The sequence below is a fragment of the Novosphingobium sp. SL115 genome (genome assembly GCF_026672515.1).
In the GTDB taxonomy this organism is placed as follows: Bacteria; Pseudomonadota; Alphaproteobacteria; order Sphingomonadales; family Sphingomonadaceae; genus Novosphingobium.
The window spans coordinates 2,960,855-2,985,943 of sequence record NZ_JAPPRG010000002.1; the positions used below are offsets into that span (position 1 = coordinate 2,960,855).

The window sequence follows — 25,089 nt, forward strand, 5'->3', positions numbered from 1 at the left end:
CCCCCGCCAGCAACCACGGCCCTTATTTGCCCTGCCAGTTCGGCTTGCGCTTTTCAGCAAAGGCAGCGGCCCCTTCACGGGCATCGCTGGAGGAGAACACCGGTGCAATATAGGCGCCCTGCTTCTTCCACATCTCGGCCTCGGTCCATTCATGCGAATCACGCACGATGCCCTTGGAAGCGATCAGCGCGAGCGGGCCGTTTTCGGCAATGCGCGCGGCCAGCGCCTTTGCCCCGTCAATCGAAGGGCCTTCGGTGATCTGGTTGATGAAGCCCAGTTCATAGGCGCGCTGGGCCGTGATGAAATCGCCCGTCAGCGCCAGTTCCATGGCGATGCGCGGCGGGATCTGGCGCGGCAGCTTGATAAGGCCACCGGCGGCAGCGGCAAGGCCGCGCTTGGCTTCGGGAATGCCGAACTTGGACGCGGCGCTGGCCACGATCAGGTCGCACGACAGCGCCAGTTCCATGCCACCCGCCAAGGCATAGCCATCGACCGCAGCAATGATCGGCTTCTTGGGCGTCCATTCGGACAGGCCGCCAAAGCCGCGCCCCGGAATCGAAGGCGATTCGCCGCGCAGGAAGCCTTTCAGGTCCATGCCCGAACAGAACGTGCCCCCGGCCCCGGTCAGGATCGCGCAGCGCAGGTCGGCTTCGGCATCGAGCCGGTCCATGGCAGCAGCAATGCCTTCGGCCGCGGCCTTGTTCATGGCGTTCTTGGCGTCGGGCCGGTTGATCGTGACGATCAGCACGTTGCCATCGACTTCGGTAAGGACTTCTGCCTCGCTCATCGCATCTCTCCACAAGGATTCTGCCCGGCTTTAACCGGTCACTTAAACGTGTGCCCCGGAAATTGTGCCTATGTCCAGCCCTCACCTGCGCGCCATAGGCAAAAATTGCGCGAATCCGCTGCCTGCCTTGCGCGCGCACACGCCTCTGCTAAGGGGAAGCGCAATTTCTCTCCCCCAGTTGAAAGTCAGGATGGCTATGGCGAAGATCAAGGTTAAGAACCCGGTCGTCGAAATCGACGGCGACGAAATGACCCGGATCATCTGGGAATGGATCCGCGAACGCCTGATCCTTCCTTATCTCGATATTGATCTGAAGTACTACGATCTCTCGGTGCAGAAGCGCGACGAGACGAACGACCAGATCACCATCGATTCCGCCAACGCGATCAAGGAATATGGCGTCGGCGTGAAGTGCGCGACGATCACCCCGGACGAACAGCGCGTCGAAGAATTCAACCTCAAGTCGATGTGGAAGTCGCCCAACGGCACCATCCGCAACATCCTTGGCGGCGTTGTCTTCCGCGAACCCATCGTGATCCAGAACGTGCCCAGGCTGGTTCCGGGCTGGACCGACCCCATCGTGGTTGGCCGTCACGCCTTTGGTGACCAGTATCGCGCCACCGATTTCGTCGTCCCCGGCCCCGGCAAGCTGCGCCTGGTATGGGAAGGCGACAACGGCGACACCATCGACCGCGAAGTGTTCCACTACCCTTCGGGCGGTGTCGCCATGGCGATGTACAACCTTGACGATTCGATCCGCGATTTCGCGCGCGCCTCGTTCAACTATGGCCTGTCGCTGGGCTGGCCGGTGTACCTGTCGACCAAGAACACCATCCTCAAGGCCTATGACGGCCGCTTCAAGGATCTGTTCCAGGACGTGTTCGACAGCGAAGGCTTCAAGGAAAAGTTTGCCGCTGCGGGCATCGTTTACGAACACCGCCTGATCGACGACATGGTCGCATCGGCCCTGAAGTGGTCGGGCAAGTTCGTGTGGGCTTGCAAGAACTATGACGGCGACGTGCAGTCGGACACCGTGGCGCAGGGCTTTGGCTCGCTTGGCCTGATGACCTCGGTTCTGATGTCGCCCGATGGGAAGACCATCGAAGCGGAAGCTGCGCACGGCACCGTGACCCGTCACTACCGCCAGCACCAGCAGGGCAAGCAGACCTCGACCAACCCGATCGCATCGATCTTCGCGTGGACGCGCGGGTTGATCTATCGCGGCAAGTTCGACGAAACGCCCGAAGTGGTGAAGTTTGCCGAAACGCTGGAGCGCGTGTGCATCGAAACCGTCGAAAGCGGCAAGATGACCAAGGATCTGGCGCTGCTGATCGGCCCGGATCAGGCATGGATGACCACCGAGAAGTTCTTCGAAGCGATCGTCGAAAATCTCGAAAAGGCCATGGCGAACTGAGCATTCCGCTCAGGCCACGTTGCCGAAAAAACACGAAAGGCCCCGGTTCACGCCGGGGCCTTTTGCTTTTTGCCCTTCGGACACAGTAAGAAACCCGATAGGCCGTGACACTCCGCGCCCCCTCCCCTAACCTGACCGAATGGCAGGAAATCTTGAACCCACTGCAGCGCTGTCTGACGCGCTTGTGATCCTTGGTGCAGCCGGGATCGTCATTCCGGCATTCGCCCGGTTCCGCATTACCCCGATTATCGGCTTCATCCTCGTCGGCCTTGCGGTTGGCCCTTATGGACTTGGATCGCTGGTGCCGCAGTTGCCGTGGCTCTATTATTTCACGATTTCTGACCCTGCCGCGATCACGCCCTTCGCGGAATTTGGCATCATCCTGCTGCTGTTCGAGATCGGGCTGGAACTGTCATTCAACCGCCTGTGGGACATGCGCCGTCTCGTGTTCGGTATGGGCGCGATTGAACTGGGGGTTTCGGCCTTCCTGCTGTCGCTGGTGCTGATGGCCACCGGGTTGCAGATATCCGGCGCGTTCGGGCTGGGCCTTGCCCTTGCGCTGTCATCAACCGCGCTGGTTCTGCCGATTTCCGGCACGCAAGGCCCCGTCGGACGCGCGGCCCTGTCGATGCTGCTGTTTGAAGATATCGCGCTGGTGCCGATCATATTCATCCTTGGCGCTTTTGCCCCTTATGCCGCGCACAGCGCCGGCCCCAGCCTTGGTGAAACGCTGGTTTATGGCGCGCTTGTTGTGGCCATCCTGCTCATCGGAGGGCGCCTGCTGCTGCCGCGCCTGTTCGCACAGGCGGCACAGACCAAAAGCCCCGAACTGTTCCTTGCCGCAACCATGCTGGTGGTTATTGCGGCCAGCCTTGCCACATCGGTCGTCGGGCTTTCGCCCATCATGGGCGCGCTGCTGGCAGGCCTGCTGATTGCCGAAACCGAATATCACAGCGAAGTCGAATCCATCACCAAGCCGTTCAAGGGTCTCGCCCTCGGCGTGTTCCTCATCACCATCGGCATGGGCATCGACCTGCGCGTGGTCTGGGCGAATATCGGCGCGCTGGCGCTGGCCGTGGCTGGCGTGGTCGTGCTGAAAGCACTGGTCACGATGATGGCGTTGCGGGTGATGGGCAAAGGCCGCGCTACCGCGCTGGAAACCGGCATCCTGATGGCCAGCCCGTCCGAAACCACGCTGATCGTGCTGACCACCGCTGCCGAAGCCGCGCTGATCGACCGCGAAACAGCTCAATTCTGGCAGATCGTCACCGCCATCGGCCTGACCATAACGCCAATGCTGGCAGCCCTTGGTCAGCGGTGGGGCCGGCAGGTTGCTGCCGGTTCACCCGATGCCGGGCAATCCGTAGTGATCGAGGAACCACAGGGCGAGCGAGTCATCGTCATGGGCTTTGGCCGCGTCGGGCGGCTGGTGGCAGATATGTTGACCGTACATGGCGCACCGTGGTTGAGCATCGATACCGACCCGCGCATCGTCAAGGCCGCACGCGGCGAAGGCCTGCCGGTGCTGTTCGGCAATGTCGACAGCGAAACCGCCATCGAACGGCTGGGACTGGACAAGGCCCGCGCGATGATCCTGACCATGGATGAGCCGGTACTGGGCGTGCGCATGGTGAAAAAGCTGCGCGCCACCCATCCCGACCTGCCAATCATCGTCCGTGCGCGTGACAGCGCCCATGCTGCCGAACTTTACAAGGCCGGTGCCAGCCATGCCGTGCCCGAAACGCTGGAAAGCTCGCTGCAACTGTCAGAAGCGGTGCTGGTCGACCTCGGCTTTCCGATGGGACCGGTCATCGCCTCGATCCACGAAAAGCGCGACCAATTCCGCCAGCAAATCATGGATGAAGGCGGGCTGGACGAAATGCCGAAGCTGAAATCGGGATCGCTGAAAGAGCGGGTCGCCTGATAAAAAAGCCCCCTCATCAGCGGATGAGGGGGCTTTTTGAATTGGTGCCATGGCACCCAGCCAGCTTATCCGGCCAGAACGGCCTTGGCAGCGGCAATGGCGTCAGCGGCTTTGGTGCCATCCGGCCCGCCGCCCTGTGCCATGTCCGGTCGGCCACCGCCGCCCTTGCCGCCCAGCGCTTCGACGCCTGCACGAACCAGATCGACCGCGCTGACTTTGCCTGCAAGGTCTTCGGTTACGGCGGCCGCGATGCTGGCCTTGCCGTCATTCACGGCGACGATCACCGCCACGCCTGAACCCAAGCGCTGCTTGGTCTGATCGAGCAACCCGCGCAGTTCCTTGGGGTCCAGCCCTTCAAGAACCTGCCCGGCGAATGTCACGCCGCCAATGTCTTCGTCAACGTTTTCGGCCTTGGCCGCGCCGCCGCCCAGCGCCAGCGCCTTCTTGGCCTCGGCCAGTTCACGTTCAAGCTTGCGACGTTCATCCAATAACGCGATGACGCGCGCCTCGACGTCTTCCGGCGTGGTGCGCAAGGCCGCTGCGGCGTTCTTCAACGCATCTTCACGCGCCACCAGCCACTGCCGTGCGCCTTCACCGGTCAGCGCTTCGATGCGGCGCACGCCCGAAGAAACAGCGCTTTCCGACACAATACGGAACACGCCGATATCGCCCAGCGCGCGAACGTGGGTGCCGCCGCACAGTTCGACCGAGTAGTGCTTGTCGGAAACGCGGCCCATGCTGAGCACGCGCACTTCATCGCCATACTTTTCACCAAACAGCGCCATGGCGCCTGCCTCGATGGCGTCATCAGGACTCATCAGGCGCGTGGTGACGGCTTCGTTCGCGCGGATTTCCGCGTTCACTTCGGCCTCGATCGCGGCAACATCGTCCGCCGAAAGCGCGGTGGGATGCGAATAGTCAAGACGCAGGCGATCAGCCGCAACCAGCGATCCCTTCTGCGTCACATGCCCGCCAAGGCGGTGGCGCAACGCGGCATGCAGGAGGTGCGTTGCCGAGTGGTTGGCGCGGATAGCATCGCGGCGCTCGACATCGATATCGAGCTTTACGACGTCGCCAACCTTCACCGAACCTGCGGCAACCGTGGCGCTGTGGGCGTGAAGGCGGCCCAGCGGCTTGGACGTTTCGGCCACGGCAAGGACAAGCCCATCCGCGCCCGTGATGGTGCCGGCATCGCCGGTCTGGCCACCAGATTCACCATAGAACGGCGTCTGGTTGACGATCACGACCACGGCGTCACCGGCATGGGCAGTGTCGACTTCCTTGCCACCCATCACCAGTGCGACGACCTGCGCCTCGCCCGTGGTGGCGGTGTAGCCGGTGAATTCGGTTGCGCCGACACGTTCGGCAATGTCGAACCACACTTCGCTGTCAGCAGCTTGTCCGCTGCCTTTCCAGGCGGCGCGGGCGGCGGCTTTCTGTTGCGCCATGGCGGCATCAAAGCCTTCACGGTCCACCGCGATGCCGCGTGCGCGCAGGGCATCTTCGGTCAGATCGTAAGGAAAGCCGTAAGTGTCATAGAGCTTGAAAGCGGTGTCGCCCGGCAGCTTGTCGCCTTCGCCCAACCCACCGGTGGCTTCGTCCAGCAGCTTGATGCCGTTTGACAAGGTACGGCGGAACTGCACCTCTTCGCGCAGCAGCGTTTCTTCGATCAGGGGCTGCGCGCGGCCAAGTTCAGGATAGGCTGCGCCCATTTCGGCGACGAGCGCAGGCACCAGACGGTGCATCAGCGGATCTCGCGCGCCCAGCAGGTGGGCATGGCGCATGGCGCGGCGCATGATGCGACGCAACACGTAACCGCGCCCTTCGTTCGACGGGAGCACCCCATCGGCCAGCAGGAAGCTGGTCGAGCGCAGGTGATCGGCGATCACGCGATGGCTGGCCTGCTGCTCGCCCTCTGCCTTGACGCTGGTCAGGCTTTCCGATGCAGCGATCAGCGCGCGGAAGGTATCGGTGTCGTAATTGTCATGCTGCCCCTGCAGCACAGCAGCCACACGCTCCAGCCCCATGCCAGTGTCGATACTGGGCTTGGGCAGGTTTCCGGTAATCTCGCCCGCAGTCTGTTCGAACTGCATGAACACGAGGTTCCAGATTTCAATGAAGCGGTCGCCGTCTTCCTCCGGCGATCCCGGAGGGCCGCCCCAGATGTGGTCGCCGTGGTCGAAGAAGATTTCCGAACACGGGCCGCACGGGCCATCATCGCCCATCGCCCAGAAGTTGTCCTTGGTAGCGATGCGGATGATGCGGTCTTCGGGCAGGCCCGCGATCTTCTTCCACAGCTCGAACGCTTCATCATCGGTGTGGTAAACCGTGGCGAGCAGCTTGTCCTTGGGCAGGCCCCATTCGCGGGTCAGCAGCGTCCACGCATGGGTGATTGCCTGTTCCTTGAAATAGTCCCCGAACGAGAAGTTGCCGAGCATTTCAAAGAACGTGTGATGGCGCGCGGTATAGCCGACGTTATCCAGATCGTTGTGCTTGCCCCCTGCACGCACGCACTTCTGCGACGACGTGGCGCGTGGCGTTGCACGGGTTTCCAGCCCCGTGAACACGTTCTTGAACGGGACCATCCCTGCGTTCGTGAACATCAGCGTCGGGTCGTTATAAGGCACGAGCGGCGCAGATTGCACCACGTCATGGCCCTGCGAGCCGAAGTATTCGAGGAAGGACCGGCGGATTTCGTTCGTCGAAGTCATGCCACGCCGATTAGGCGAGCGTTCGGCGCGCTACAAGCACGTTTCATCCATTAGCGTGATCGGATGTGACACTTACCGGCTCTGCTGCGGCGTGAAATGCTGGATGTTGCCCGCCGCCACCGGTTCCGGCACGAAAATCGGGCTGCAACCAGCGGCAGCGCGCAAGTTGCAGCAGGTCCGATTCGGTGGCGGGCAGAGTGCCTTACATGCCGAAGTAATCGCCACCCTTCGCGCGGGCGCGCTGCCACGCGGGACGGGCGTGGATGGCACCGACGAAGGCGGAGAGTTTGGGGAAGTTGGTGCCCTGCCCATTCATGATGGCAACCTCTGCGGGAAAGCTGAGCATCACATCGGCGCCGGTCCAGTCATCACCAATGAAATGGCCGGAGGGACGCAGGATCTGCTCCATATAGCCGAAATGGGCACCGAGCTGTTCGGTGATGCGCGGGGTCAGCGGTGCGGCAGCATCACCAAGCCGCGAGGTGTAAAGCTGCAGCAGGATGGGCGTCATTGCCGACCCTTCGGCAAAGTGCATCAGTTCAAGGTGGCGCAGGGCATCGTCGCTGCCAGGCGCAGGCAGCCATTGACCATTGCCGTAGCGTTCGCACAGCACCTGCACGATGGCGCCGGATTCCTCGATCACTCTCCCATCGATTTCGAGCAACGGCGATTTGCCCAGAGGATGGATCGCCTTGAGTTCTGCTGGCGCAAGATTGGTTACGGCGTCACGCTGATAATGGCGGATTTCATAATCCACCCCCAGTTCTTCAAGCAGCCACAGAATGCGTTGCGAACGGCTGTTATTGAGGTGGTGGACGATCAAGGCCATGTGGATTCTCCCAAGGTTTAATTGAGAGATTAAACCGCAGGTCTGTGAACGCAAAACAAAAAGCCCGCGCGATCCTGCCGGGGATCGCGCGGGCGCTTTGTCTGGCTGGTGCCGCACCTTTACAGATGCAGCACCGCCTTGAAGGATCAGTTGGCGTCGTCCGCGTCCGGGCCAGTCATCAGTCCTTCGGCAACCTGCTCGGTTCGGCCGCGGATCGCAGCTTCCAGGCGGGTGCAAACTTCAGGGTTGTCGCGCAGGAAATTCTTGGCGTTTTCACGCCCCTGCCCGATGCGAATAGAGTCATAGCTGAACCAGGCACCCGACTTTTCAACCAATCCAGCCTTGACCCCGATATCGAGGATTTCGCCAATCTTCGAAATGCCTTCGCCATACATGATGTCGAATTCGACCTGCCGGAACGGCGGAGCGACCTTGTTCTTCACCACTTTGACGCGGGTGGCGTTGCCGACGATTTCGTCGCGATCCTTGATCTGGCCGGTGCGGCGGATATCGAGACGGACCGAAGCGTAGAACTTGAGCGCATTGCCGCCAGTGGTCGTTTCCGGGTTGCCGTACATCACCCCGATCTTCATGCGAAGCTGGTTGATGAAGATCACCATGCAGCGCGAGCGGCTGATCGAACCGGTCAGCTTGCGCAAGGACTGGCTCATCAATCGGGCCTGAAGGCCGACGTGGCTGTCGCCCATCTCGCCTTCGATTTCAGCACGGGGAACGAGCGCGGCGACCGAGTCCACCACCAGCACGTCAATCGCGTTGGAGCGCACCAGCGTATCGACGATTTCCAGTGCTTGTTCGCCCGTATCGGGCTGCGACACGATAAGATTATCGATATCGACGCCAAGTTTGCGGGCATAGACCGGGTCTAGCGCGTGTTCGGCATCGATGAACGCTGCCGTACCGCCGCCCTTTTGCGCTTCTGCAATTACATGCAGCGCCAGAGTGGTCTTGCCCGAACTTTCAGGGCCATACACTTCAATTACGCGCCCACGCGGCAAGCCGCCAACGCCAAGCGCGATATCAAGACCAAGCGAGCCAGTGGAAATAGCTTCCACCTGCATCGCCTCTTTCGAGCCAAGCTTCATTGCTGAACCCTTGCCGAACGCACGGTCAATCTGTGCAAGGGCTGCTTCGAGCGCCTTTTGACGATCCATGTCCTTGATCTTACCTTCCTCAATAAGCTTGAGCTGAGCCGCCATGGCTACTTCCCCTTGCTAGAGATGGCTCACACGAACCGTCAACAAGGGTTATGTACCCCTTCCGTTCTAATAGAACAAGAGGGGAACGAAAATTTCGTGCCATTGCGGACGCAAGTTACCGCAAGCACTTATGGGAAAATGCCTTTTCCGTCAGCCCCTTCAACCCAGGCTATCTGTTGGCAAGCCCCCACTAAATCTCTGAAACGGTGGAAACTGCGTCGAAAATGAAATGACCGGCCAGATGGCGATGTGATTCGCCAATCCCGACCGGTCATCCAGGGACATCGTTATGCAGCGCTCAATGGCCGAGCGCCGCCATATCAGACCACGCCAAACGCGAGCATGGCATCGGCAACCTTCTTGAAGCCAGCGATGTTCGCGCCCTTCACATAGTCGATATAGCCTCCGCCCTGATCACCATAGGCAAGACACGACTGGTGAATGCCCGCCATGATGTCCTTGAGCATCTGCTGAAGCTCGTCCTCTTTCCACGACCGGCGTTCGGAATTCTGGCTCATTTCCAGCCCCGACACGGCAACCCCGCCCGCGTTTGAAGCTTTGCCCGGCGCGTAGAGAATTTTGGCCGCCTTGAAGACATGAACGCCATCAAGATCGGTCGGCATGTTCGCGCCTTCGGACACGCCCTTACAGCCATTGGCGATCAGCGTGCGGGCATCGTCGCCCAAAAGTTCGTTCTGCGTGGCACAAGGCAAGGCCAGATAGCACGGCACGCCCCAAGGCGTTTTCCCTGCATGGAATGTCGCATTAGGAAACGCCTCGACATATTCCTCGATCCGCCCGCGCCGATGAGTCTTATGGCTTTTCACCCAGTTGATCTTCTCCTGATCCAGCCCGTCAGGATCGTGGATAAAGCCACCCGAATCCGAAAGGGTCAGCACCTTGCCGCCCAGTTGCACGATCTTTTCCGCCGCATGGGTGGCGACATTGCCCGAACCTGAAATGACCGCCGTCTTGCCGACAAGATCTTCGCCCTTGGTCGCCAGCATATTGGCCAGAAAATAGACCGCGCCATATCCGGTCGCCTCGGTGCGGATCAGCGAGCCGCCCCACTCCAGCCCCTTGCCTGTCAATACGCCGGTGAAGTTGTTGGTGATGCGTTTGTACTGGCCGAACATGAAGCCGATTTCACGCCCGCCCACACCGATGTCACCGGCGGGAACATCAATGTCCGCGCCGATGTGACGGTAAAGTTCGGTCATGAACGACTGGCAGAAGCGCATGATCTCACGCACGCTTTTGCCTTTGGGATTGAAGTTCGATCCGCCCTTGCCGCCGCCCATCGGCAGGCCGGTCAGCGCGTTCTTGAACGTCTGTTCAAAAGCGAGGAACTTCAGCACCGATTCGGTCACCGATGGATGAAAGCGGATGCCACCCTTGTAGGGGCCGATGGCGTTGTTGTTCTGCACCCGCCACCCGCGCTGAACCCGCACGTTGCCGTTGTCATCTTCCCAGCATACGCGGAACGACACCACCCGATCAGGTTCGGCAATGCGGCGCAGGATCTGCTGTGCGTGATATTCTTCCTTATCCTCGATAAATTCGAAGATATCTTCGGCGACCTCCTGCACAGCCTGAACAAATTCAGGCTGATAGGGGTTACGCTTCTTCACACCTTCCATGAAAGTCGGCAAATCGACATGATCGGAAACGGCCACGATACTCTCCCCCTGATCCAAGCCATGCGTGGCTTGTGATTCCGGCAAGTGCGGCCCGTTCATCACGATTGCGGAACCATCCGATTCGCGACTTTATAGTTTCCAGATTAGCGCCTTTTCCGCGCGGGGATAGCGCGATCAGCGCAATCGTCATCATCACGACTCAGGGTGTTGAACGCCCCTGCTTCCCGATGAACATCTTGTCGAGCGCAGCCTTTACCGATTCGCCTGCGGCGGCATCATCGCTACCCGGCTGCGGCGTATAGCCGTCCAATTCGTCAGCCGCCGAACTTTCAGGAGAGTCCCCCGCCTTTTCAGACGCGCCCTTTTCCGGGCCAATTTCTCCCACGGGTGCAGCTTCAGGCGATGGGCCTATCAATCTGGTCAATCCGGCCAGCTGTTCGGCCAGCACTTTGTCGACCGCACCCGAAATCGTGTCAGCCTTATAGCGCATGAAACCGCCAACGACATATTCCCACAGAATGCGAGTGCGTTTGCCGCCACTGCCGTCCACCGGCTTGAACGTAACTGTCATGGTTCCGTTGATCGCCTCGGACTGCAACGGCCCAAGACCACCGGATAACCGCAGCGCACGATAAGGTTCGGCATAGATCACCCGCATATGCATGACCGAACCGGCCTTTTGCGTGGGTGGTGCATCCTTGGGCGCAGGCAACTTTTCACAGAAGCAACCGTTGGCGACGGCATCCATCGTCAGATTGGCCGAATTGCCCGAAAAGGTGTGCTGGCTGTTCCACCACAGCGCCGGGCTGGTGAATGCCTTCCATGCATCGGCCGGGCTTGCCGCGACTTCATCGGCAACCCTGCTGATAAAGCCCGCATCGCTTTTCTGGATGACTTCGGCAGATGCGGGGACGGCGAGACTGCAAAGCCCCGCCGCCGCAAAAATCGAAATGTTCCGCATCGCCGTCATTCCTTTTTCCACGCCGGGAAGGCGGGATCAGGAACCCAATTAGCGCGCGGCGAGGATTGCCTCAATGGCTGCCGTCACCTCATCCATGTCGGCCATGCCATCCACCCGCGAAACAATACCACGCGCTTCATAGATCGGCAGGATCGGCGCGGTCTTGGCGCGATACTCCGCCATGCGCGTGCGCACCGTTTCCTCATTATCGTCAGGACGGCGCTTGAATTCCTGACCGCCGCACTTGTCGCAGGTGCCTTCAACTGCTGGCTTTTCGAACGTGTCGTGATAGCCCTTGCCGCAGCTCGCGCAGGTGTAACGACCGGTGATGCGTTCAACCAACGCATCCTCATTCACTTCAAGCTCGATCACATGCGCCAGCGTGCGCCCGCGGCTTTCCAGAATGCCATCAAGCGATTCGGCCTGCGGTGCAGTGCGGGGATAGCCGTCAAAGATCGCGCCCTGCCCCTCGGCCAGCGCATCCAGCTCGTCACCGATCAAGGCGGAGACGATCTCGTCCGAAACAAGCTGTCCAGCTTCCATCACGGCCTTGGCCTTCAACCCGACAGGCGTTTGCGCCTTTACCGCTGCACGCAGCATGTCGCCGGTGGAAAGCTGCTTCATGCCGTGGCGTTCGACCAGACGTTGTGCCTGCGTCCCCTTGCCCGCGCCCGGAGGCCCCAACAGGATGATGTTCACGAGATCTTGTCCCCTCTTGCGACCGCGCCCGTTAGCGCAGGCGCCCCTTCAGTTTAGCCTTCTTTATCAAGTCGCCATACTGGTGTGCCAGCAGGTGCGACTGAATCTGGGTGATCGTATCGACCGTCACGTTCACCACGATGAGCAGGCTGGTGCCGCCGAAGAACAGCGTACCCATGCCCGTTTCCGCCATGATGAATTCCGGCACGACGCATACCGCAGTGATATATGCCGCACCCAGCACGGTGATGCGAGTCAGCACATAGTCGAGGTAGCTGGCCGTATTTTTGCCCGGACGGATACCGGGAATGAACCCGCCATTCTTCTTGAGATTCTCCGCCGTTTCCTCAGGATTGAAGACCACGGCAGTGTAGAAGAACGAGAAGAAGATGATGCCCAGCGCATAGAACAGCATGTACAGCGGCTTGCCGTGGCCCAGATACTGGTTCAGCGAGACGATCACCTGCCCCATCGTTGTGTCCGGCGAAATCGAGTTTCCGGCGAACTGCGTAATCGTCAGCGGCAGCAACAGCAGCGAGCTGGCAAAAATCGGCGGAATGACGCCGGCAGTGTTGATCTTCAACGGAAGGTGGCTGCGATCAGCCGCCATCATCCCGCGTTGCGTGGCCCGCTTGGGATACTGGATCAGCAGGCGGCGCGTCGCGCGCTCAAAGAAGCAGATGCCCAGCACCAGACCGATCAGCATGATAACAATGCCGACAATCAGGAAGGGCGAAATCGAACCGGTACGGCCGCCTTCGAAGAGGTTGCCGATGAACGTCGGCATCTGCGCAACGATGCCCGCCATGATGATGAGCGAAACGCCGTTACCAATCCCGCGCGAGGTGATCTGTTCACCCAGCCACAGCAGGAACATGGTGCCCCCGATCAGCGAAATGACCGCACCGATGCGGAACAACATGCCAGGATTCACAACTGCCTGCAGGCCGCTAGATGCGCCATAGGCTTCAAGCCCCGACGCCAGCACCCAGCCTTGAATGGCGGTCAGCAGCACCGCGCCATAGCGGGTGTACTGGTTGAGCTTTTTGCGTCCGCTTTCACCTTCCTTCTTCATCGCCGCCAGCGTGGGATGAAGTGAGGCCGCGAGCTGAACCACGATCGAGGCGGTGATATAAGGCATCACCCCCAGCGCGATCAGGCTCATACGCTCAAGCGAGCCGCCGGAAAAAGCGTTGAAAATATCAAGAACGCCGCCCCGCGTCTGATCGTAGAGCGTTTCCATGATAAGCGGGTTCACACCCGGCAACGGCACGAAGCTGAGGAAACGGAAGACGATCAGCGCGCCAACCGTGAACCAGATGCGCTTCTTCAGCTCGGTTGCTTTGGAGAAGTTGGCCAGGCTCAGGTTGCTGGCGATGTTATCGGCGCGTGATGCCATTTTGGGGTTTCAAGCCTTGCTGTGAAACCGGCCGCATTGACCGGTCTCCATCTTGTCGAGCCAGCCCATATAGTGCGGGCTCGCGAAAGTCGAACCCGTGCAATGCCAAAATCCCCGCCCGATTTACAGGCGGGGACTGGAATGCATCACTTGGCCTGCTTGTTGGCCTCGCGGCGAGCGGCTTTCTTTTCCTGCTCGCTGGGCTGTGCTTCGGGCAGTTCGACCGAACCGCCAGCCTTCTGCACCGCTTCAAGAGCGCCCTTGCTCACGCCGTCAACCTTGAAGGCGACCTTGGCAGTGAATTCACCCTTGCCCAGCAGGCGCACGCCGTCCTTGCCGCCACGGGCAAGGCCAGCAGCCTTCAGCGCTACGTGATCGACAGGAGCGGAAAGGTCGAGCTTCCCAGCGTCAATCATCTTCTGGATCATGCCGAGGTTAACTTCTGCGAAGTCCTTGGCGAAGATGTTGTTGAAGCCGCGCTTCGGGATGCGCATGTGAAGCGGCATCTGACCGCCTTCAAAGCCGTTGATGCTTACGCCCGAACGCGCCTTGGCACCCTTCTGGCCACGGCCAGCGGTCTTGCCCTTGCCAGAGCCGATGCCACGGCCAACGCGCATACGCCCCTTGCGGGCGCCATAGTTGTCGGAAATTTCATTGAGTTTCATGTCGTGCACTCGCTTTCGCTTTTGTCGCGCTGAAGAGAAGCGGCGCCCTTAGGCCAAAGGCCCGCGGTTGTCACCCCCAAAGGAGCTTATCGCTCCAAATGGAAAACCCCGGCACATGGCCGGGGTGTCCCCTTTTCCCCAAATGGGGCGATTGGTCAGTCGACCACCGCCACCATGTGCGGGAGCTTGGCAATGGCACCACGCACTTCGGCCGTGTCTTCCAACTCGACAACGCGGTGCATTTTGCCCAGGCCCAGACCGACCAGAATCTTCTTCTGGTGCTCCGGGCGACGGATCGGCGAACCGATCTGCTTGATCTTGATGGTAGCCATAACCGATTACTCCGCGATGGCTTCGGCAGCAGCTTCAGCTTCCACCGCAGTGGCGCCGCCGCGACCGAGCAGATCTGCAACCTTCTTGCCACGACGCTGTGCAACCGACTTCGGCGAAGTCTGGCTGACAAGCGCGTCGAAGGTGGCGCGGATCATGTTGTAAGGGTTGGAAGTGCCGACCGACTTGGTCACCACGTCAGCAACGCCCAAGCTTTCGAACACGGCGCGCATCGGGCCACCGGCGATGATGCCGGTACCGGCAGGTGCCGTACGAAGGTTGACCTTGCCTGCACCGAAACGGCCCTTGCCGTCATGATGCAGCGTGCGGCCTTCCTTCAGCGGCACGCGGACCATTGCACGCTTTGCAGCGGCAGTAGCCTTGGTGATCGCTTCAGGCACTTCGCGAGCCTTGCCCTTGCCGAAGCCTGCACGGCCCTTGCCGTCGCCGACCACGACCAGCGCGGCAAAGCCGAAGCGCTTGCCGCCCTTCACGGTCTTGGAAACGCGGTTGATGTGAACGAGCTTTTCAATCAGCTCCTCGCCACCTTCCTCGTCATTACCACGACCGCGACGATCGTCACGGCGGCCACGGCCCCCGCGTTCGCCACCGCGATCGTTGCCGCCACGGCCACGACCACGGCCACGACCTTCACGCTGCGGCTCGCCACCGGTCGCTTCTGCGACCACGGCGACTTCGCCTCCCAGGTTGGTTTCGTCAGCCATCGTCAGAACTCCAGGCCGCCTTCGCGGGCAGCGTCAGCCAGCGCCTTGACGCGGCCATGGAACAGGAATCCGCCGCGATCGAACACGACGGTAGTGATGCCGGCAGCCTTGGCCTTTTCGGCGATCTCGGTGCCAACCTTGACGGCGGCATCGACATTCGCACCGATCGACTTCTCGCCCTTGAGCAGCGTCGAGGCAGCAGCAAGCGTACGGCCCTGCGCATCGTCGATGATCTGGGCGTAGATGTGACGACCCGAACGATGGATCGACAGACGAGGACGGCCGCCCGAACGCGCCTTGAGCGCAGTACGGACGCGACGGCGGCGGCGTTCGAAGAGAGACAGCTTTGCCATTACTTCTTCTTCCCTTCCTTACGGAAGATAAACTCGCCGCGGTACTTGATGCCCTTGCCCTTGTAGGGTTCGGGCTTGCGCCAGCGACGGATTTCGGCGGCAACCTGGCCGACCTTCTGCTTGTCGATGCCAGTGATCTGGACCGTGGTGTTATCCGGGGTCTTGACCTCGATGCCTTCAGGCACCGGGAAATCGACGTCGTGGCTGTAGCCGAGCTGCAGCTTCAGGTTTGCACCCTGAGCCGTAGCACGATAGCCAACGCCGGTGATTTCCAGAACCTTGGTGTAACCTTCGGTCACACCCGTCACCAGGTTCGACACCAGCGTGCGCTGCATACCCCAGAAGGCACGAGCCTGCTTGGTGTCGTTGGCCGGCTTCACGAGGATGCTGTCCGCTTCCACCGTGTAGCTGATTTCATCACGGAGCGTGAGCGTGAGCGTGCCCTTGGGGCCTTTCACGGTCAGCTGGCCGTCAGCGATGTTCGCAGTGACGCCACTTGGGATCGTCACCGGCTTTTTGCCGATGCGGCTCATCAGAACACCTCCGCCAGCACTTCGCCACCGACGTTGGCAGCGCGCGCTTCGGCATCCGAAAGCACGCCACGCGGCGTCGAGACGATGGTGATGCCGAGGCCGTTGCGGATTACCGGCAGTTCCTTGGAACCGGAGTAAACGCGACGGCCAGGCTTGGACACGCGAGCAACGTGCTTGATCGCGGGCTGGCCTTCAAAGTACTTCAGCTCGATGCGCAGCTGCGGATGAGCACCGGTGGTGTCTTCCGAAAAGCCGCGGATATAGCCTTCACGCTGAAGGACTTCGAGCACGTGCGCACGCAGCTTGGAAGCAGGCGAGAGGACAGAGTCCTTCTTTGCCTGCTGGCCGTTGCGGATGCGGGTGAGCATATCACCCAGGGGGTCGGTCAATGCCATTGGATGATCCTTACCAGCTCGACTTGGTCACGCCGGGGATAAGCCCCTTGTTGGCGAGATCGCGCAGCTCGATTCGGCACAGGCCGAACTTGCGGTAGTAGCCACGCGGGCGGCCGGTGGTGTTGCAGCGGTTGCGAACGCGGGTAGGGTTCGCATTGCGCGGCAGTTCAGCCATCTTGAGGCGTGCGATCAGACGCTCGGTTTCTTCGAGCGACTGGTCATCAGCCGTGGCCTTGAGCGCGGCATACTTTGCCGCAAACTTCTGAACGAGCTTCTTGCGCTTCTCGTTCTTATTGATCGAACTCAGTTTCGCCATGGACTTAAGCTCTTTCCTTGAACTGGCTCAGGCAGCCTGCTGCTGTTCAGCAGCATCCTGCGGGAACGGGAAACCGAACAGCCGAAGCAGTTCGCGAGCTTCCTCGTCGGTCTTTGCGGTGGTGGTGACGATGATGTCCATCCCACGCACCTTGTCGATCTGATCGTAGCTGATCTCTGGGAAGATAATCTGCTCTTTCAGACCCATCGCGTAGTTGCCACGACCATCGAACGACTTCGGGTTCAGACCACGAAAGTCGCGGATGCGGGGCATTGCGATGGTGATAAGGCGGTCGAGGAATTCATACATGCGTTCGCGGCGCAGGGTGACCTTGCATCCGATCGGCATGCCTTCGCGCAGCTTGAACTGTGCGATCGACTTCTTCGCTTTGGTGATGACGGGCTTCTGACCGGCGATGAGTTCCATCTCCGCAGCAGCCGTGGTCACCTTCTTCTTGTCTTGGCTCGCTTCGCCCACACCCATGTTGAGCGTGATCTTTTCGATGCGCGGGATTTCGAGCGCGTTGCCGTAGCCGAACTTCGCCTGCATCGCCTGAGCGATTTCAGCGTCGTACTTGCCCTTCAGGCGCGCAACATATTTGTCAGCCATCGATGGCCTCCCCGGACTTCACGGCCACACGGACCTTCTTGCCGTCCTTGGTTTCAAAGCGGACGCGGGTGGGCTTGCCATCCTTGTCAGCAACCGAAACCTTGGAGATGTGCAGCGGAGCTTCAAAGCGGTCGATACCGCCCTGCGGGTTCTGCTGGCTGGGCTTGCGGTGACGGGCAGCGATGTTCACGCCACCGACAACCACCTTGTCATCCTTCGGCAGGACCTGGAGCACGGTGCCGGTGCGGCCCTTGTCCTTGCCCGAACGAACGACGACAGTATCACCCTTCTTGATCTTCGCGGCAGCCATTACAGCACCTCCGGAGCGAGCGAGATGATCTTCATGAAGCCCTTGGCGCGCAGTTCGCGAACCACGGGGCCGAAGATACGGGTGCCGATGGGCTCTTCGTTCTTGCCGACGAGCACGGCAGCATTGCCGTCGAAGCGGATGACAGAACCGTCAGCGCGACGGACGTCCTTCTTCGTGCGCACGATCACAGCACGATGCACGTCGCCCTTTTTGACGCGGGCGCGCGGCTGCGCTTCCTTGACCGACACCACGATGATGTCGCCGACGCTGGCAAAACGACGCTTCGAGCCACCCAGTACCTTGATGCACTGGACGCGCTTTGCGCCGCTGTTGTCTGCCACGTCGAGATTGGATTGCATCTGGATCATTGATCCGGTTCCTTCTCACTGGCTTGCCGGAACCAGTCCGGCAGTTCCAAAACAGTAGCCAGGGCCGCTACACGACTTACGCCGCATAGCAACCCCAAACTTCATCAGACGTCCGCTTCAATCGCGGTGCCCTTGCCGGCCTGGACGCGGTCGATGACCTTCCACGTCTTCAGTTTCGAGATCGGCGCAGTCTCTTCGATGCGCACGGTCTCGCCGGTCTTGAAGGCATTCGCCTCGTCGTGGGCGTGATACTTCTTCGAGCGGCGGATGATTTTCCCGTAAAGCGGGTGCTTCACCTTGCGCTCGACCTTCACGACCACGGTCTTGTCGGTCTTGTCGGAAACAATGGTTCCGACCAGGATACGCTTGGGCATATTGGCTTCCTTACGCCTGGGCCGACTGAGAACGCTCAGTCTGCAGCGTCTTGATGCGCGCGATGTCGCGGCGAACTTCCTTGATGCGCGCAGGGCGCTCAAGCTGGTTCGTCGCCGACTGGAAACGCAGGTTGAACTGTTCGCGCTTCAGTTCGGCGAGATCAGCAGAAAGCTGGTCATCGCTCTTGACGCGAAGGTCTTCGAACTTGGCCATCGTCTTTCCTCCTTACTCGCCGCCAAGGTGCGAAGTGTCACCCAGGCGGGCGACGACCTTCGTCTTGATCGGCAGCTTCATCGCGGCGCGGCTGAAAGCCTCTGCCGCCAGCGGACCAGGCACGCCATCCAGTTCGAACAGGATGCGACCCGGCTTAACGCGGGCAGCCCAGTATTCGATCGAACCCTTGCCCTTGCCCTGACGGACTTCAGCAGGCTTCTTCGAAACCGGCACGTCCGGGAACACGCGGATCCACAGACGGCCCTGACGGCGGATGTGGCGCGTAATCGCACGACGGGCCGCTTCGATCTGGCGAGCGGTAACGCGCTCCGGTTCCATGGCCTTGAGGCCGTAGGAGCCGAAGTTCAGGTCCGTGCCGCCCTTGGCCAGGCCGTGGATACGGCCCTTGAAGGTCTTGCGGAACTTGGTTTTCTTCGGTTGCAGCATGGTGCTTCTCTACCTTCTGCCTCAGCGCGCCGGACGGACGCCGGAAGTCTGCGCTTCCATCATCAGACGATCCTGCGCCATCGGGTCGTGACCAAGGATTTCCCCCTTGAAGATCCAGACCTTGATGCCGATCACGCCATAGGCGGTGTGCGCCTCGGCTTCGGCATAATCGATGTTGGCGCGCAGCGTGTGGAGCGGAACGCGGCCTTCGCGATACCATTCAACACGAGCGATTTCAGCGCCGCCGAGACGGCCGCCGCAGGTGATCTTGATGCCTTCGGCTCCAAGACGCAGCGCCGACTGAACCGCACGCTTCATGGCGCGACGGAAGGCAACGCGACGGACCAGCTGGTCAGCAACGCCCTGAGCGACGAGCTTCGAATCGATTTCCGGCTTGCGGATTTCGACGATGTTCAGCTTCACATCGCTGCCGGTCATCGTCGCAAGCTTCGAGCGAAGCTTTTCGATGTCGGCGCCCTTCTTGCCGATGATGACGCCCGGACGGGCGGCATAAATCGACACGCGGCACAGCTTGGCAGGACGCTCGATCACCACCTTCGAAATTGCTGCCTGCGGCAGGTTTTCGACGATGAACTTGCGGATGCCAAGGTCTTCCTTGAGCATCTGCGCATAGTTACGGCCTTCGGCGTACCAACGGCTGTCCCAGGTGCGGTTGATCTGCAGACGCAGACCAATCGGGTTCGACTTGTGACCCATGTCAGGCCTCCCCGTCTTCAGAGATTTCGCGGACAACGATCCGAAGACGCGAGAACGGCTTCAGGATGCGCGTCGACTTGCCACGACCACGGGTGTGGAAGCGCTTCATCGTGATCGACTTGCCGACCGAAGCTTCGGTCACATACAGCGCGTCGACGTCGAGGTTATGGTTGTTTTCCGCATTGGCAATCGCCGAAGCGAGTACCTTGCGCGCATCAACCGCCATCCCCTTCTTCGAGAAGGAAAGGATGTTCATGGCATCTTCAGCCGACTTGCCACGGATCAGGGCAGCGACGAGGTTCAGCTTCTGGGCCGAACCACGGATCTGCGTGCCGACCGACAGCGCTTCCTTATCGCCAACGCGACGGGGTGCTTTAGGCTTGCTCATCAGCGCTTGCCCTTCTTGTCAGCGGCGTGGCCGGGGAAGGTGCGCGTGGGCGCAAATTCACCAAGCTTGTGGCCGACCATCTCTTCCGAGACAGCAACGGGGATGAACTTGTGTCCGTTGTAGACGTTGAACGTCAGACCAACGAACTGCGGGATAATGGTCGAACGACGCGACCAAGTCTTGATCGGACCAGCGCGGCTCCCTGCATCCTGCGAGGCTTCCGCCTTCTTCAGGAGATGCAGGTCGACGAAGGGGCCCTTCCAGACGGAACGTGCCATGGGGTGTTACCTCTTCTTCTTCGCGTGGCGCGAACGGATGATCATCTTGTCCGTCTGCTTGTTGTGACGGGTGCGGGCGCCCTTGGTCGGCTTGCCCCATGGCGTAACCGGATGACGGCCACCAGAAGTGCGGCCTTCACCACCACCGTGCGGGTGGTCGACCGGGTTCTTTGCAACACCGCGCGTCAGCGGACGCTTGCCCAGCCAGCGATTACGGCCGGCCTTCGCAAGGTTCTGGTTGGCGTTGTCGGGGTTCGAAACCGCGCCAACGGTGCCCATGCAATCGCCACGCAGATAACGCTGTTCACCAGAGTTCAGGCGAACGATGACCATGCCGCGGTCACGACCGACGAGCTGGACATAAGTGCCTGCCGAACGGGCGATCTGCCCGCCCTTGCCCGGCTTCATCTCCACGTTGTGGATGATAGTGCCGACCGGCATCTGCGACAGCAGCATAGCATTGCCCGGCTTCACGTCGGTCTTTTCACCGGCGATAACCTGATCACCAACCGCGAGACGCTGCGGTGCGAGGATATAGGCGAGTTCGCCGTCCTCGTACTTTACCAGCGCGATGAACGCGGTGCGGTTGGGGTCATATTCCAGACGCTCAACCGTGGCGGGCATGTCCCACTTGCGACGCTTGAAGTCGACATAGCGGTACTTCTGCTTGTGACCGCCCGCGATACCGCGCGAAGTCACATGGCCCTTGTTGTTGCGGCCGCCGGTCTTGCTCTTGCCTTCGGTCAGAGCCTTGACAGGCTTGCCCTTCCAAAGCGACGACTTGTCGACGAGGACCAGGCCGCGGCGGGCGGGGCTGGTCGGGTTATAGCTCTTGAGTGCCATGGTCTAGCCTCAGATCCCGCTGGTGACGTCGATCGACTGGCCTTCGGCCAGGGTCACGACAGCCTTCTTGACGTCGGTGCGCTTGTAGGGCTTGCCCTTCCAGCGCTTGGTCTTGCCCTTCTGCGTCAGGGTGTTCACCTTGGTGACCTTGACGTTGAACAGAGCTTCAACCGCTGCCTTGATCTCCGGCTTGGTTGCCTTTTCGGCAACCTTGAAGACCACGGCGTTATGCTCGCTGAGCAGCGTCGCCTTTTCGGTGATGTGGGGAGCCACGATCACGTCATAGTGACGCGTGTCGATTGCGTTAGCCATTGAAGCGCGCCTCCAGCTTTTCGACCGCAGAGCGCGTCAGCACCAGCGTGTCATGCTTCAGGATGTCATAGACATTGGCGCCGATGGCAGGGAGCACGTTGACGCCGATGATGTTGCGGGCAGCGCGAGCGAAGTTGTCGTTCACCGCTTCACCGTCGATCACCAGCACCTTCTTGCCCCAGTTCGCCTTGGCGAGCTGGCCAACCAGAGCCTTGGTCTTGCCGTCAACGTCGAGCGTGTCGACGATCACCAGACCGGCCTTGGCCTTCGAAGAAAGCGCCATCTTCAGACCGAGCGCGCGAACCTTCTTGTTCAGCGAAGGGTTGAAATCGCGAACGCGCGGCCCGTGAGCCTTGCCGCCGCCGATGAAGATCGGGGCTGCACGGTCACCATGACGAGCCGTACCGCCGCCCTTCTGGTTGCCGAACTTCTTGCCGGTGCGGGCAACGTCCGAACGCTCACGCGCCTTACGGGCCGTGCCACGACGGTTTTCGAGCTGCCAAGTGACAACGCGATGCAGGATGTCTGCGCGCGGTTCGAGGCCGAACACGTCTTCCGACAGCTCAACTTCACCCGTGCCGACAGAGCCGTCGAGATTGAGGATCTGAACCTTCACGACTTAGCCCTCCTGACCTTCGGTGGCTTCGACAGCCGCGACATCTTGCGCCGGGGTGTCGGCAGCTGCCGAGTCATTGCTGTTAGCGGCCTGCTTAAGGCCGGCGGGATAGGGCGCTTCAGCGTGGCGCGAAACCTTGACGGCATCACGCACGAGCAGCCAGGCGTTCTTCGAACCGGGCACCGAGCCCTTCACAAAGATCAGCCCACGCTCGTCATCCGTGCGGACGACTTCGAGGTTCTGCTGGGTACGCTGGCGATCACCCATGTGACCGGCCATCTTCTTGTTCTTGAAGACGCGGCCCGGGTCCTGGCGGTTACCGGTCGAACCGTGTGCACGGTGCGAGATGGAAACGCCATGGGTTGCACGCATACCGCCGAAGCCCCAACGCTTCATGGCGCCTGCGAAACCCTTACCCTGGGTATTGCCGGTAATGTCGACATACTGACCAGAAACGAAGTGCGAAGCAGCAATGGTGGAGCCGACTTCGAGCAGCGCATCGTCAGCGACGCGGAACTCGGCGACTTCCATCTTCAGCGGAACTTCTGCCTTGGCAAAATGTTCGCGCTGCGGCTTGGCAACATTCTTTTGCTTGGCTTCACCTGCACCGAGCTGAACCGCGACGTAACCGTCACGGTCTTCAGTGCGAACCGAAACCACCTGGCAATTTTCAAGCGACAGGACGGTAACCGGCACGTGCCGACCATCTTCCTGGAAAAGGCGAGTCATCCCCACCTTCTTCGCAATCACGCCGGTGCGCATGATTCATACTCCTCACAGAGGCCTGCCGGGCCCATCCCGACAGGCGTGTTCAGCCCGTATATGAAGCATGCCCCGACCGGGCTGAGTGCTCCCGCGGAAACGGAAGCGATCGGGGGACGCTTTCCCGACTGCGTCCAGATGGACGGCGCCGGAGGTATCCCTTTGTCGCGGCGGAAAACTTTTATCCACCAAACCGGCTTTTGGACCGGAAGGAATTTTGGATCAGATGATCCGAAACTTGCGTCGTTAAATCAGCGCCGCTTAAGCGAGCTTGATTTCGACGTTAACGCCGGCAGCGAGGTCCAGCTTCATCAGCGCATCGACAGTGGCAGCATTGGGCTGCACGATGTCGAGCAGGCGCTTGTAGGTGCGAACTTCGAACTGTTCACGCGACTTCTTGTCAACGTGCGGCCCGCGGTTCACCGTGAACTTCTCGATGCGCGTCGGGAGCGGAATGGGGCCCCGGATGAGTGCGCCGGTGCGGCGGGCGGTGTCCGCAATTTCTCCAGTGGCCTGGTCAAGAACGCGATGATCGAAGGCCTTAAGGCGAATGCGGATGTTCTGGGCTTCCATGTCCGTTTACCGATGCGAAAGAGCGAAACAAAAAAGTCAGTCGACCTGCCCTCTTACCCTGCCCCATTTTTATGAAGCCAGGGGAGAGCGGGCCGACTGCCAAATAGCGATCAAAAGTATAAAACCGGTCGGCGGGAAGAGCGAATCTCCCCGCCGATGCGCGGCCTATATTACTTCGTGATCTTGCTGACAACCCCCGAACCGACGGTGCGGCCACCTTCGCGAATTGCGAAGCGCAGACCTTCATCCATCGCGATCGGAGCGATCAGCTTGACCGACAGAGTCAGGTTGTCGCCCGGCATCACCATTTCGGTGCCTTCGGGAAGAACAACTTCACCCGTGACGTCAGTGGTGCGGAAGTAGAACTGCGGGCGGTAGTTGGCGAAGAACGGCGTGTGACGGCCACCTTCATCCTTCGACAGCACATAGACTTCTGCCGAGAATTCCGTGTGCGGCGTAACCGAACCCGGCTTGGCGAGAACCTGGCCACGCTCAACTTCTTCACGCTTGATACCACGGATCAGCGCACCGACGTTATCGCCAGCTTCACCCTGATCGAGCAGCTTGCGGAACATTTCAACGCCGGTAACGGTGGTCTTGGCGGTGTCCTTGAGGCCGATGATTTCGACTTCTTCACCAACCTTGACGATGCCGGTTTCGATACGGCCGGTCACAACCGTACCACGACCCGAAATCGAGAACACGTCTTCGACGGGCATCAGGAAGGGCTTGTCGGTCGGGCGCGGCGGCTGCGGGATGTAGTCGTCAACAGCAGCCATCAGGGCGTTGATCGAATCGCGACCGATTGCGTCGTCACGGCCTTCAAGAGCGGCCAGAGCCGAACCCTTGACGATAGGAATGTCATCGCCCGGGAAGTCATACGACGACAGCAGTTCGCGAACTTCCAGTTCGACGAGTTCGAGGATTTCCTCGTCGTCAACCTGGTCGACCTTGTTCATGTACACGACCAGTGCAGGCACGCCGACCTGGCGAGCGAGCAGGATGTGTTCGCGGGTCTGCGGCATCGGGCCGTCAGCAGCGTTCACAACCAGGATCGCGCCGTCCATCTGGGCAGCACCGGTGATCATGTTCTTCACATAGTCAGCGTGACCGGGGCAGTCGACGTGAGCATAGTGACGGTTGGCGGTTTCATACTCGACGTGTGCGGTCGAGATGGTGATGCCGCGTTCGCGCTCTTCAGGAGCCTTGTCGATGTTCGCGTAGTCCGTGAACGTCGCGCCGCCGGTTTCGGCGAGGACCTTGGTGATTGCGGCGGTCAGCGTGGTCTTGCCGTGGTCGACGTGACCGATGGTGCCGATGTTGCAGTGCGGCTTGTTCCGCTCAAACTTAGCCTTAGCCATTGTTCAAACCTTCTGTTCT

The 25,089-nt window shown here is 60.5% G+C and carries 32 protein-coding genes; 2 read left to right on the top strand and 30 right to left on the bottom strand.

What is annotated here, in order from left to right; genetic code table 11:
* Positions 1 to 22 precede the first annotated feature (22 nt).
* Positions 23 to 787, bottom strand: coding sequence for a crotonase/enoyl-CoA hydratase family protein (locus tag OVA07_RS15830; protein ID WP_268172487.1), 765 nt, complete (start codon positions 785 to 787; stop codon positions 23 to 25).
* Between the two features lie 196 nt (positions 788 to 983).
* On the opposite strand from OVA07_RS15830, the gene OVA07_RS15835 reads away from it, so the two are divergent.
* Positions 984 to 2,201 (top strand): NADP-dependent isocitrate dehydrogenase, encoded by a 1,218-nt coding sequence (locus OVA07_RS15835; RefSeq protein ID WP_268172488.1) that lies wholly within the window; start codon positions 984 to 986, stop codon positions 2,199 to 2,201.
* A 139-nt stretch (positions 2,202 to 2,340) separates the two neighbouring features.
* The gene (locus OVA07_RS15840; RefSeq protein WP_268172490.1) at positions 2,341 to 4,125 is read left to right on the top strand and encodes a cation:proton antiporter domain-containing protein; all 1,785 of its coding nucleotides are present in this window, start codon (positions 2,341 to 2,343) and stop codon (positions 4,123 to 4,125) included.
* Positions 4,126 to 4,190: 65 nt separating this feature from the next.
* Here the strand turns inward: OVA07_RS15840 and alaS are convergent, their stop codons facing one another.
* The 29 genes from alaS to tuf form a co-directional block, all read right to left on the bottom strand.
* Entirely contained in the window at positions 4,191 to 6,836 is a 2,646-nt protein-coding gene (gene alaS, locus OVA07_RS15845) for an alanine--tRNA ligase (protein ID WP_268172491.1), read from the bottom strand.
* Between the two features lie 202 nt (positions 6,837 to 7,038).
* The gene (locus OVA07_RS15850; RefSeq protein WP_268172493.1) at positions 7,039 to 7,665 is read right to left on the bottom strand and encodes a glutathione S-transferase family protein; all 627 of its coding nucleotides are present in this window, start codon (positions 7,663 to 7,665) and stop codon (positions 7,039 to 7,041) included.
* A gap of 146 nt (positions 7,666 to 7,811) precedes the next feature.
* The gene (gene recA / locus OVA07_RS15855; protein ID WP_268172495.1) at positions 7,812 to 8,882 is read right to left on the bottom strand and encodes a recombinase RecA; all 1,071 of its coding nucleotides are present in this window, start codon (positions 8,880 to 8,882) and stop codon (positions 7,812 to 7,814) included.
* A 320-nt stretch (positions 8,883 to 9,202) separates the two neighbouring features.
* A complete protein-coding gene (gene gdhA, locus OVA07_RS15860; protein ID WP_326493129.1) occupies positions 9,203 to 10,558 on the bottom strand; it encodes an NADP-specific glutamate dehydrogenase in 1,356 nt (451 codons plus the stop codon).
* A 163-nt stretch (positions 10,559 to 10,721) separates the two neighbouring features.
* Entirely contained in the window at positions 10,722 to 11,483 is a 762-nt protein-coding gene (locus OVA07_RS15865; RefSeq protein WP_268172496.1) for an SRPBCC family protein, read from the bottom strand.
* A 48-nt stretch (positions 11,484 to 11,531) separates the two neighbouring features.
* Positions 11,532 to 12,182, bottom strand: coding sequence for an adenylate kinase (locus OVA07_RS15870; protein ID WP_268172497.1), 651 nt, complete (start codon positions 12,180 to 12,182; stop codon positions 11,532 to 11,534).
* A gap of 31 nt (positions 12,183 to 12,213) precedes the next feature.
* A complete protein-coding gene (gene secY, locus OVA07_RS15875; protein WP_268172498.1) occupies positions 12,214 to 13,581 on the bottom strand; it encodes a preprotein translocase subunit SecY in 1,368 nt (455 codons plus the stop codon).
* A 146-nt stretch (positions 13,582 to 13,727) separates the two neighbouring features.
* Complete coding sequence (gene rplO, locus OVA07_RS15880) at positions 13,728 to 14,246, bottom strand: 50S ribosomal protein L15 (RefSeq protein ID WP_268172499.1); 519 nt, start codon at positions 14,244 to 14,246, stop codon at positions 13,728 to 13,730.
* A gap of 155 nt (positions 14,247 to 14,401) precedes the next feature.
* Positions 14,402 to 14,578 (bottom strand): 50S ribosomal protein L30, encoded by a 177-nt coding sequence (gene rpmD, locus OVA07_RS15885; RefSeq protein WP_268172500.1) that lies wholly within the window; start codon positions 14,576 to 14,578, stop codon positions 14,402 to 14,404.
* 6 nt (positions 14,579 to 14,584) lie between these two features.
* Positions 14,585 to 15,301: a 30S ribosomal protein S5 gene (gene rpsE, locus OVA07_RS15890; RefSeq protein WP_268172501.1), complete on the bottom strand. Its 717-nt coding sequence runs from the start codon at positions 15,299 to 15,301 to the stop codon at positions 14,585 to 14,587.
* Between the two features lie 2 nt (positions 15,302 to 15,303).
* Positions 15,304 to 15,654 (bottom strand): 50S ribosomal protein L18, encoded by a 351-nt coding sequence (gene rplR / locus OVA07_RS15895; protein ID WP_268172502.1) that lies wholly within the window; start codon positions 15,652 to 15,654, stop codon positions 15,304 to 15,306.
* A complete protein-coding gene (gene rplF, locus OVA07_RS15900; protein WP_268172504.1) occupies positions 15,654 to 16,187 on the bottom strand; it encodes a 50S ribosomal protein L6 in 534 nt (177 codons plus the stop codon). The genes rplR and rplF overlap by 1 nt, the downstream gene beginning before the upstream one ends.
* Positions 16,187 to 16,582 carry a 30S ribosomal protein S8 gene (gene rpsH / locus OVA07_RS15905; RefSeq protein WP_268172505.1) on the bottom strand — a complete coding sequence of 132 codons (396 nt, stop codon included), beginning with the start codon at positions 16,580 to 16,582 and terminating at the stop codon, positions 16,187 to 16,189. The genes rplF and rpsH overlap by 1 nt, the downstream gene beginning before the upstream one ends.
* 10 nt (positions 16,583 to 16,592) lie before the next feature.
* Positions 16,593 to 16,898 (bottom strand): 30S ribosomal protein S14, encoded by a 306-nt coding sequence (gene rpsN / locus OVA07_RS15910; protein ID WP_268172506.1) that lies wholly within the window; start codon positions 16,896 to 16,898, stop codon positions 16,593 to 16,595.
* A 27-nt stretch (positions 16,899 to 16,925) separates the two neighbouring features.
* Positions 16,926 to 17,507, bottom strand: coding sequence for a 50S ribosomal protein L5 (gene rplE, locus OVA07_RS15915; RefSeq protein WP_268172508.1), 582 nt, complete (start codon positions 17,505 to 17,507; stop codon positions 16,926 to 16,928).
* Entirely contained in the window at positions 17,500 to 17,817 is a 318-nt protein-coding gene (gene rplX, locus OVA07_RS15920) for a 50S ribosomal protein L24 (protein ID WP_268172510.1), read from the bottom strand. Before rplX ends, rplE begins: the two co-directional genes overlap by 8 nt.
* Positions 17,817 to 18,185 carry a 50S ribosomal protein L14 gene (gene rplN, locus OVA07_RS15925; protein ID WP_268172511.1) on the bottom strand — a complete coding sequence of 123 codons (369 nt, stop codon included), beginning with the start codon at positions 18,183 to 18,185 and terminating at the stop codon, positions 17,817 to 17,819. Before rplN ends, rplX begins: the two co-directional genes overlap by 1 nt.
* 104 nt (positions 18,186 to 18,289) lie before the next feature.
* The gene (gene rpsQ, locus OVA07_RS15930) at positions 18,290 to 18,559 is read right to left on the bottom strand and encodes a 30S ribosomal protein S17 (protein WP_183611279.1); all 270 of its coding nucleotides are present in this window, start codon (positions 18,557 to 18,559) and stop codon (positions 18,290 to 18,292) included.
* A 10-nt stretch (positions 18,560 to 18,569) separates the two neighbouring features.
* The gene (gene rpmC / locus OVA07_RS15935) at positions 18,570 to 18,773 is read right to left on the bottom strand and encodes a 50S ribosomal protein L29 (protein WP_268172513.1); all 204 of its coding nucleotides are present in this window, start codon (positions 18,771 to 18,773) and stop codon (positions 18,570 to 18,572) included.
* A gap of 12 nt (positions 18,774 to 18,785) precedes the next feature.
* A complete protein-coding gene (gene rplP, locus OVA07_RS15940; protein ID WP_231470141.1) occupies positions 18,786 to 19,220 on the bottom strand; it encodes a 50S ribosomal protein L16 in 435 nt (144 codons plus the stop codon).
* 21 nt (positions 19,221 to 19,241) lie between these two features.
* Positions 19,242 to 19,937, bottom strand: a complete 696-nt coding sequence (gene rpsC / locus OVA07_RS15945; protein ID WP_268172515.1) for a 30S ribosomal protein S3 — start codon at positions 19,935 to 19,937, stop codon at positions 19,242 to 19,244.
* Between the two features lies 1 nt (position 19,938).
* Positions 19,939 to 20,325 carry a 50S ribosomal protein L22 gene (gene rplV / locus OVA07_RS15950; RefSeq protein WP_268172516.1) on the bottom strand — a complete coding sequence of 129 codons (387 nt, stop codon included), beginning with the start codon at positions 20,323 to 20,325 and terminating at the stop codon, positions 19,939 to 19,941.
* Positions 20,325 to 20,603 carry a 30S ribosomal protein S19 gene (rpsS, locus tag OVA07_RS15955; RefSeq protein ID WP_268172517.1) on the bottom strand — a complete coding sequence of 93 codons (279 nt, stop codon included), beginning with the start codon at positions 20,601 to 20,603 and terminating at the stop codon, positions 20,325 to 20,327. Before rpsS ends, rplV begins: the two co-directional genes overlap by 1 nt.
* A gap of 6 nt (positions 20,604 to 20,609) precedes the next feature.
* Positions 20,610 to 21,446, bottom strand: a complete 837-nt coding sequence (gene rplB / locus OVA07_RS15960; RefSeq protein WP_268172518.1) for a 50S ribosomal protein L2 — start codon at positions 21,444 to 21,446, stop codon at positions 20,610 to 20,612.
* A gap of 9 nt (positions 21,447 to 21,455) precedes the next feature.
* Positions 21,456 to 21,758 carry a 50S ribosomal protein L23 gene (locus tag OVA07_RS15965; RefSeq protein WP_268172519.1) on the bottom strand — a complete coding sequence of 101 codons (303 nt, stop codon included), beginning with the start codon at positions 21,756 to 21,758 and terminating at the stop codon, positions 21,456 to 21,458.
* Entirely contained in the window at positions 21,751 to 22,374 is a 624-nt protein-coding gene (rplD, locus tag OVA07_RS15970) for a 50S ribosomal protein L4 (protein ID WP_268172520.1), read from the bottom strand. Before rplD ends, OVA07_RS15965 begins: the two co-directional genes overlap by 8 nt.
* Before the next feature lie 3 nt (positions 22,375 to 22,377).
* On the bottom strand, positions 22,378 to 23,136 hold the full coding sequence (rplC, locus tag OVA07_RS15975) for a 50S ribosomal protein L3 (protein WP_268172521.1): 759 nt from the start codon (positions 23,134 to 23,136) through the stop codon (positions 22,378 to 22,380).
* Between the two features lie 261 nt (positions 23,137 to 23,397).
* On the bottom strand, positions 23,398 to 23,709 hold the full coding sequence (gene rpsJ / locus OVA07_RS15980) for a 30S ribosomal protein S10 (protein ID WP_055917998.1): 312 nt from the start codon (positions 23,707 to 23,709) through the stop codon (positions 23,398 to 23,400).
* A 170-nt stretch (positions 23,710 to 23,879) separates the two neighbouring features.
* Positions 23,880 to 25,070: an elongation factor Tu gene (tuf, locus tag OVA07_RS15985; RefSeq protein ID WP_268172522.1), complete on the bottom strand. Its 1,191-nt coding sequence runs from the start codon at positions 25,068 to 25,070 to the stop codon at positions 23,880 to 23,882.
* Positions 25,071 to 25,089: the final 19 nt, after the last annotated feature.

Excerpts from the sequence above, each read along its gene's own strand:
- OVA07_RS15830 (WP_268172487.1), bottom strand. The coding sequence starts at position 787 with ATGAGCGAGGCAGAAGTCCTTACCGAAGTCGATGGCAACGTGCTGATC.
- OVA07_RS15835 (WP_268172488.1), top strand. The coding sequence starts at position 984 with ATGGCGAAGATCAAGGTTAAGAACCCGGTCGTCGAAATCGACGGCGAC.
- OVA07_RS15840 (WP_268172490.1), top strand. The coding sequence starts at position 2,341 with ATGGCAGGAAATCTTGAACCCACTGCAGCGCTGTCTGACGCGCTTGTG.
- alaS (WP_268172491.1), bottom strand. The coding sequence starts at position 6,836 with ATGACTTCGACGAACGAAATCCGCCGGTCCTTCCTCGAATACTTCGGC.
- OVA07_RS15850 (WP_268172493.1), bottom strand. The coding sequence starts at position 7,665 with ATGGCCTTGATCGTCCACCACCTCAATAACAGCCGTTCGCAACGCATT.
- recA (WP_268172495.1), bottom strand. The coding sequence starts at position 8,882 with ATGGCGGCTCAGCTCAAGCTTATTGAGGAAGGTAAGATCAAGGACATG.
- OVA07_RS15865 (WP_268172496.1), bottom strand. The coding sequence starts at position 11,483 with ATGCGGAACATTTCGATTTTTGCGGCGGCGGGGCTTTGCAGTCTCGCC.
- secY (WP_268172498.1), bottom strand. The coding sequence starts at position 13,581 with ATGGCATCACGCGCCGATAACATCGCCAGCAACCTGAGCCTGGCCAAC.
- rplO (WP_268172499.1), bottom strand. The coding sequence starts at position 14,246 with ATGAAACTCAATGAAATTTCCGACAACTATGGCGCCCGCAAGGGGCGT.
- rpmD (WP_268172500.1), bottom strand. The coding sequence starts at position 14,578 with ATGGCTACCATCAAGATCAAGCAGATCGGTTCGCCGATCCGTCGCCCG.
- rpsE (WP_268172501.1), bottom strand. The coding sequence starts at position 15,301 with ATGGCTGACGAAACCAACCTGGGAGGCGAAGTCGCCGTGGTCGCAGAA.
- rplR (WP_268172502.1), bottom strand. The coding sequence starts at position 15,654 with ATGGCAAAGCTGTCTCTCTTCGAACGCCGCCGCCGTCGCGTCCGTACT.
- rplF (WP_268172504.1), bottom strand. The coding sequence starts at position 16,187 with ATGAGCCGCATCGGCAAAAAGCCGGTGACGATCCCAAGTGGCGTCACT.
- rpsH (WP_268172505.1), bottom strand. The coding sequence starts at position 16,582 with ATGGCATTGACCGACCCCCTGGGTGATATGCTCACCCGCATCCGCAAC.
- rpsN (WP_268172506.1), bottom strand. The coding sequence starts at position 16,898 with ATGGCGAAACTGAGTTCGATCAATAAGAACGAGAAGCGCAAGAAGCTC.
- rplE (WP_268172508.1), bottom strand. The coding sequence starts at position 17,507 with ATGGCTGACAAATATGTTGCGCGCCTGAAGGGCAAGTACGACGCTGAA.
- rplX (WP_268172510.1), bottom strand. The coding sequence starts at position 17,817 with ATGGCTGCCGCGAAGATCAAGAAGGGTGATACTGTCGTCGTTCGTTCG.
- rplN (WP_268172511.1), bottom strand. The coding sequence starts at position 18,185 with ATGATCCAGATGCAATCCAATCTCGACGTGGCAGACAACAGCGGCGCA.
- rpsQ (WP_183611279.1), bottom strand. The coding sequence starts at position 18,559 with ATGCCCAAGCGTATCCTGGTCGGAACCATTGTTTCCGACAAGACCGAC.
- rpmC (WP_268172513.1), bottom strand. The coding sequence starts at position 18,773 with ATGGCCAAGTTCGAAGACCTTCGCGTCAAGAGCGATGACCAGCTTTCT.
- rplP (WP_231470141.1), bottom strand. The coding sequence starts at position 19,220 with ATGCTGCAACCGAAGAAAACCAAGTTCCGCAAGACCTTCAAGGGCCGT.
- rpsC (WP_268172515.1), bottom strand. The coding sequence starts at position 19,937 with ATGGGTCACAAGTCGAACCCGATTGGTCTGCGTCTGCAGATCAACCGC.
- rplV (WP_268172516.1), bottom strand. The coding sequence starts at position 20,325 with ATGAGCAAGCCTAAAGCACCCCGTCGCGTTGGCGATAAGGAAGCGCTG.
- rpsS (WP_268172517.1), bottom strand. The coding sequence starts at position 20,603 with ATGGCACGTTCCGTCTGGAAGGGCCCCTTCGTCGACCTGCATCTCCTG.
- rplB (WP_268172518.1), bottom strand. The coding sequence starts at position 21,446 with ATGGCACTCAAGAGCTATAACCCGACCAGCCCCGCCCGCCGCGGCCTG.
- OVA07_RS15965 (WP_268172519.1), bottom strand. The coding sequence starts at position 21,758 with ATGGCTAACGCAATCGACACGCGTCACTATGACGTGATCGTGGCTCCC.
- rplC (WP_268172521.1), bottom strand. The coding sequence starts at position 23,136 with ATGCGCACCGGCGTGATTGCGAAGAAGGTGGGGATGACTCGCCTTTTC.
- rpsJ (WP_055917998.1), bottom strand. The coding sequence starts at position 23,709 with ATGGAAGCCCAGAACATCCGCATTCGCCTTAAGGCCTTCGATCATCGC.
- tuf (WP_268172522.1), bottom strand. The coding sequence starts at position 25,070 with ATGGCTAAGGCTAAGTTTGAGCGGAACAAGCCGCACTGCAACATCGGC.